Origin of the sequence: Aeromonas sp. Y293-4 (assembly GCF_027705905.1) — a bacterium.
Taxonomy (GTDB): Bacteria; Pseudomonadota; Gammaproteobacteria; order Enterobacterales; family Aeromonadaceae; genus Aeromonas; species Aeromonas veronii.
The window spans coordinates 39,022-45,021 of sequence record NZ_JAPDCI010000024.1 but is presented as its reverse complement, the minus strand read 5'-3'; the positions used below and the strand labels follow the sequence as shown (position 1 = coordinate 45,021).

Genomic DNA, 6,000 nt, shown 5'->3' with positions numbered 1-6,000 from the left:
TTGATCAGATCGCACAAACGACGCCGAGTTCCCTTCTTCCCCGGACAAATGATCTACATTTCGGAACGGTTATTTAGGGTCGTGAGGGTGGCGGGACCTGCCGATTGGTGTTGGCCACCGGTTACCTGGTACTGGAGCAGCCGGTCGGCTTGTGGGTGTCGCCGTGAGACATTGGCCGGATGTCGGTACCGGGGTGCGCCTGACCACCGGGTTACCGGGATGAGCCGCCGGGCGGGTGCCGGGGCTGTGCCGGGCGGGATGCGACATCAAGGCCTGCCGGTTCCGGTGATCACCTGGGGCAGGTGCCGCCAGGGAGTGCCCTGCCGATTGGTGTTGGCCACCGGTTCCCTGGTACTGGAGTCTGCCGGTCAGGCGGGTGGTTGTCGCGGTGGGACACTTGCCTGATGTCGGTACCGGGATGGCCTGGCTGTCGTGCCGGGGCTGGCCACCGGACCTATCCTCATGAGCTGATGAATGGTGAACGCCTCTGCGGGTCAGGATTGGGTATCAAGGAGTGCCTGGGGGACCAAGAGGTTTACGATGACAGAAGAAGGGTTCGAGAGAGAAATTGCTATTAGATCATTAAGATCTTTTCTTTGATCTTTAGATCCTTTGATCTTTAGATCCGGTTTAGATCAAAGATAAAGATCTAAAGATAAAAGATCAAAGATAGGCCCCCTAACGTGCTGATATTAATGTGAAAATCTTTGTATTTGGTATTCATACTTTGAATTATAGTATTCATAGGTTGGATTATGGTACTCATAAGCTGCATTATGGTTCTCATAATCTGGATTTTGATATTCATAACTCGAACATTGGTATCCATAACATTGGATTATCGTGTTCAAATGTTGGATTATGGTACCCATAACTTGTATTATCGTACCCATAAAAGGCTCCTAGTGAGGCCTCATATGTGGTTTTGAACACGTTATACAGAAATATCAACAGCTTAATAACAGCATGTTAAGGGGTGGTGGTGGACGCGAAAGAATCCATTGAACTGATAGTTCAGGCAATTGCGAGGCTTGAAGTCCAGAAAATGGGGCTCCCATTGGACGATGAGAACATCCATTACATCAGTAGTCTCGTGGATCGCAGTGTGATTCAGCCGCTCGTGAACTATCACTGTGAAGTGTCATGTAGCCCCGATGATGTGGTTAGCCGATTTGCTGGATTATTACGGGGTCGCTGGTTAGGTACAGGTGGGGTATTTCAGCCCGCTAAATCAGCTGAATCATCAAACGCTCCTGTGTATTCCCCTCCGGTGGCGCGTGTCCTGCCGGTTGACCAACAAATCATACCCTCAGCAACAGAGAGTGCGCCGGTTGCCAACACTGTGTCCGTGTTGGACATTGAAAAATCGCCAGAACCATTAGCCCTATCTGGTGGGCAAGCCAAGCGGCTCCCGGTTGGCCTGGACAACCATAGCCAAATCATCCTCGGATCTGGTTTGTTTCGAGCCATGAATCGTAGAACATCGAATCATTACAAACCGACCTATCCGCGCTACGAAATGTCAGAAACCATTCACCATCTTCAACCTGGTGCGATGGTGGTGAGGCGTCACGATGGATCATCGACTGATTACCGATACATGCGACTCAGCGGCCCAATGCTTAACGCCGACATAGACTGCAAAACCTACCTCTGCCTCATAGGTGTTCTGGCTCAATTGACGGAATCTGCGTATGAGGACGCGGCAAACAAGTCCATGACATTGACTGGATCAGAGTTCTACCGCCCCCTGAAAGATGTGCTGTCTCCAGATGAATACGACAACTACATCTTCGCCTACAAAAAGACCAGTCGAGTAGCTGGGGCGTTGGATCGTCTCAATAAGTTTCAAATGACCTTCTTTGAAAACGGCGAAGATGCCGCGTTTGACAACCAAAACAGAGCCCATAAAGGCTCTCAATTGTCGGTCGGATTGGTGTCAATGATTGAGCTGGTGCCATCGAAAGACCCAAATAAAGAGGGGATCGTCAGGATCAGGCCAAACAGAGAACTTCGAGAAATGTACCTGGCAGTGAACAAGCTAATTGCTGTTAATCGGGCTTCACTCTTGAGTCTTGATTATCAACTCGCATCCCCTATGGCGTTGTGGCTAACCTCACTGGGTAAGCAGTACAAGGGGGCGTGGGTTATGGTCAATCAGGATTTCTCCGTCGAGGAGATTCTGAAACACATTCACCCGATCAGCCAAAAACACTACCACGGGAGCTATATCAGCAGAGTTGAAAAAGTCCTTCGCGAGTTGGTCGACCGGGGACTACTCCGATGCGCCATCAAAACAAAGCTGAGTTCACGGTTTGAGGTTATCCCTGTTGGCAGAGGGGCCACTGTCAACCTGAATAGCATCAATGATGTCATTCGCATCATCGGGCACCAGCTATCCAACAAGAACACTCCCACAATGTCGGCGTCGGACTTCGAGGACGAGTCATTGGATGATGAGTTTGCCCTTATGGCCGAATCAAAACGTCCAAAGTTAGATACGCCAAAGGAAATGCATTTGCAGATAGTGGACATGCTGCAAAGGATAAACTTTAGGACCCTGAAAACGTTAGGTATAGAAGCGTTGGCGGGAATATACCGGGACACGCTAGAGCAGATTATCGACCTGCTAAGAGCTCTTGAGGTGTGCGACCGTTCGCTGTTGCGGCGCTGCTTTACCTCTGTCATCACAACGCGGCGAGGCCGAATCCTGTCGCTATTTGAGGCGGGGTTGGATGATGGAAAATGGCGGTATTTTAAAGATCACTGTGATGATTTCTGGGGGTCTCTGGTTGTGGAGAATGCCAAGGAACATGACGACCCCATTAAATCGCTCGTAGCCGTTCTTCCAAAAGCCTCGGAGATTACAGACTACAAAGAATGGCAAAGGGAGTATCAGGAGCAACTGGGAGCTATTCTAGGCATCATAAAGTCCTGCAAGGGGCCTGTTGTCAGTGGTGTTTATGCCAGGACGCTAAAGGCTAGGTTGGTGGAGCCGCTGGAAAATGCTGGGATGCAGCGTGAAGCTGAATTAGTTAAACGCGCCAATTTTGTTAAAAGATAGAGAGGGGGTTACTGCAAGGCTTGGATTAGGCCTGGCCGTGGAAGTTGCGACAACGGAGCCTTAGTCTTGTGATGGATGTTGACCAAGAGCACATTATTCTAAACCTGATTCCTTTGAGTACAATAATTTGTCAATGTGTGTCGCACTGAGTGCAAGCTGAAATCTTTAGACAGTTACACCACTTAATGGGTGATTGTTGGTTGTGGATTCATAAAATTGTCGTTTTTTTAATATAAATCACCAATGTTGAGTCTTTAGATACTAAAAATTTTATGTTTTTAAAACAAAAATAACACTGTCTTTACGGATTTTTTGTACCCATATACGATAAAAACGACTTATAATGTCTTAGTCGGACATTCAGGGTCATTTACCAATATCTGTTTCTTGATAGCGGTTTGTAAAATGACTTTTGAACCATTGTTGTGATGGAGTGTTCGGCGGATAGGCGGCAGTAAGTCGAGAGTGTCAAATGGGGGGGTACCCACTCTACGCATCTCGCAACTTCTAGGCCGCACCTGGGGATAAAAACCCAGAACGACACAGAAAGGGGTTTTACGCGATGAGTAATATGCAAGCGGCAGTGCATTACCTGGAGGCACCAATCGAGCGAGGAGAAGATCTGAGCCGTCTGCGCAAGATGCTGGGAATGAACCAAAGCACTTTTGCCCTGACCATCGGACGCTCTGTAGGCGCCATCAGTAAAGCCGAGAAAAGCTCTAGTCTTCCGAAAGACATTAAGATGCTGGCTCAAACTGTTTTGGATGAGCATAAGAAGAAGGTTGCAGTAAGAGTCAGTTTGGTTAAACCGCAGAAGGGCAGCACGAGTGGTATGAGTGCGGTAGCTCAACAACGGTTGATTCAGGAAATCGAGGGGTTAGGCGCAAGCCAAGAACTCATGGAGCGTTTGGCTCTAGTGATGGGCACCCAGTCAAATGAAACCGAGATTGTCCCAGAGGATGAGCTTGGCGTTGCTGGTAAGGCGTAAGCGTCACACCAATAAAGGTTGAGGCGGGTCGTTTACCTCAAGATTCTAACCACTGATTAAAGCGTGTATTCAGCACATAGAGAACCACCTGATGGATGTGATCTTTATGTGAAAGGAGAGCTGGTGCTTATGGCACCGGCTTTTTTATTGCCTTTTTTTGCCTCAAGCGTCGAAAAATGTTGTTGTTTATCCCGAAGGGATATACTATGTATTTATCAGATGTGAGGGATTCGATATGGCAGACAAGTCGCTGACTGAGCTTCTTCGTGAGCTCAAGGGCTCAATGGTGACGAACGCGGTAGACGAGGAACGCTATAAGCGTGAGGCGAACCACTACTTTCACCAAGTAGTTCATCACCCAGCTTATCAAAACACCCCCCTTAACGAATGTATCGGCATTTTTCGAGCTCTCTATGAGGCCGGGCTGTCTTGGGCGCCACACGCAAAGCATGTGAGCTTGATGACGAATGAAGAAGGCAGGCTTACTCCCTATGTCCATTACAAGGGACAGATCCGGCTGGCCGGAGCTAAAGGTGTTATCGAGCGCGTCACTGCCGACCTACTTTACGGCACAGACGATTTCGAGTTCCTGGGCGCCCACGAGATGCCAAAGATTCGTCGCAAGCTAACTCGGAGTGGGTTAGGCGAAGCCATTGGCGGTTACACCGTGTCGCATCTGCAAAACGGGCAAATTCATGTTGAGGTTTTTGATGTCGAGGCCCTGAATAAAGCCGAAGAAGCGGGTGTGAGTAACGGGAACGGAGAGTTCTGGAATGGCCCGCACCGCCGGGAAATGCAAAGAAAATCACTCATCAATGCCACGGCAAGCCGCTGGCTTGAGCTGAGTTACACACTGAAAACAGCTAATCAATAAATAACAAATAGATAGAGGTGGGTTATGGCTACTAAAGGCGTCAATAAAGTAATTTTGATCGGCAACCTGGGGAAAGACCCGGAGGTGCGGTATCTCCCTAGTGGAGCCGCGGTGTGCAGCATTACCATTGCCACCTCTGAGCAATGGCGCGACAAACAGACCGGCGAGCAAAAGGAACGCACTGAATGGCACAACGTCGTTCTGCAAGGGAAAATTGCAGAGGTGGGGGGCGAGTATCTGAAAAAGGGCTCCCAAGTCTATGTAGAAGGAAAGCTGCAAACCCGTAAGTGGCAAGACCAGAGTGGTCAAGATCGCTACTCGACCGAAGTTATCGTAGATGGTTTCACTGGGTCCATGCAGATGTTGGGAGCTCGGGCTCAAGGTAGTGGTGCTCAAAGCAACATGCAGCAAGCTCAGGGTCAGCAGCGACCACAGGGGCAGGGTCAGCCAGTTCAGGGTCAGCAGCGACCACAGGGGCAGGGTCAGGCAGTTCAGGGTCAGCAGCGACCGCAGGGGCATGGTCAGGCAGTTCAGGGTCAGCAGCGACCGCAGGGGCATGGCCAGCAAGGGCAACAGCAAGGTGGATACCCCCAGCAGCCGGTGTATGACGCCGCGCCAGGGTGGGATGATGATATACCGTTCCGGGTTCAAACGGACATGACACCTGAGCTGTTGTATGCGATGTAATTTCCGACCGGAGTGAAAGTCTAACAACGACAACAGACGAGCTTTCACGCGAACACTCGGTTAAAGAGTCAAGTAGAGCCACCTCTTGCCCGCTCCCAGCGGGCTTTTTTGTATCTAGGGATCTCCAACAAGAAAATCTTCGTAAAATGCTGCATAATATTCCAATGGGATAAGCTGATACCTTTGTTGTTTATATGCCGTATAGAGGGTGCCTCATGCACGAACACTATTCCGTCTGCCCAACCTGGGATTCCGACAGGGCGATATGTCAATGTGATAAACGCTCATTGGCAACGCTCATCTGTTCGTCGGTCTACGACATCAAGGAAGCAGCAAGGGGCAAAATGCCGACTCAAGAGAGGCTTGCACGGCGGCGACTGGTCTTTG

The 6,000-nt window shown here is 49.7% G+C and carries 4 protein-coding genes; all 4 read left to right on the top strand.

Translation table 11 applies throughout. The features are described 5' to 3' along the window. Positions 1-982 precede the first annotated feature (982 nt). The 4 genes from OKC31_RS19665 to ssb all read left to right on the top strand — a co-directional run bounded on the left by OKC31_RS19665 (position 983) and on the right by ssb (position 5,613). Complete coding sequence (locus tag OKC31_RS19665; protein WP_270657460.1) at positions 983-3,064, top strand: hypothetical protein; 2,082 nt, start codon at positions 983-985, stop codon at positions 3,062-3,064. Between the two features lie 562 nt (positions 3,065-3,626). Then, positions 3,627-4,052 carry a hypothetical protein gene (locus OKC31_RS19660; RefSeq protein WP_270657459.1) on the top strand — a complete coding sequence of 142 codons (426 nt, stop codon included), beginning with the start codon at positions 3,627-3,629 and terminating at the stop codon, positions 4,050-4,052. A 235-nt stretch (positions 4,053-4,287) separates the two neighbouring features. After that, entirely contained in the window at positions 4,288-4,926 is a 639-nt protein-coding gene (locus OKC31_RS19655) for a recombinase RecT (RefSeq protein WP_270657458.1), read from the top strand. Between the two features lie 24 nt (positions 4,927-4,950). Then, positions 4,951-5,613: a single-stranded DNA-binding protein gene (ssb, locus tag OKC31_RS19650; protein WP_270657457.1), complete on the top strand. Its 663-nt coding sequence runs from the start codon at positions 4,951-4,953 to the stop codon at positions 5,611-5,613. Positions 5,614-6,000 lie beyond the last annotated feature (387 nt).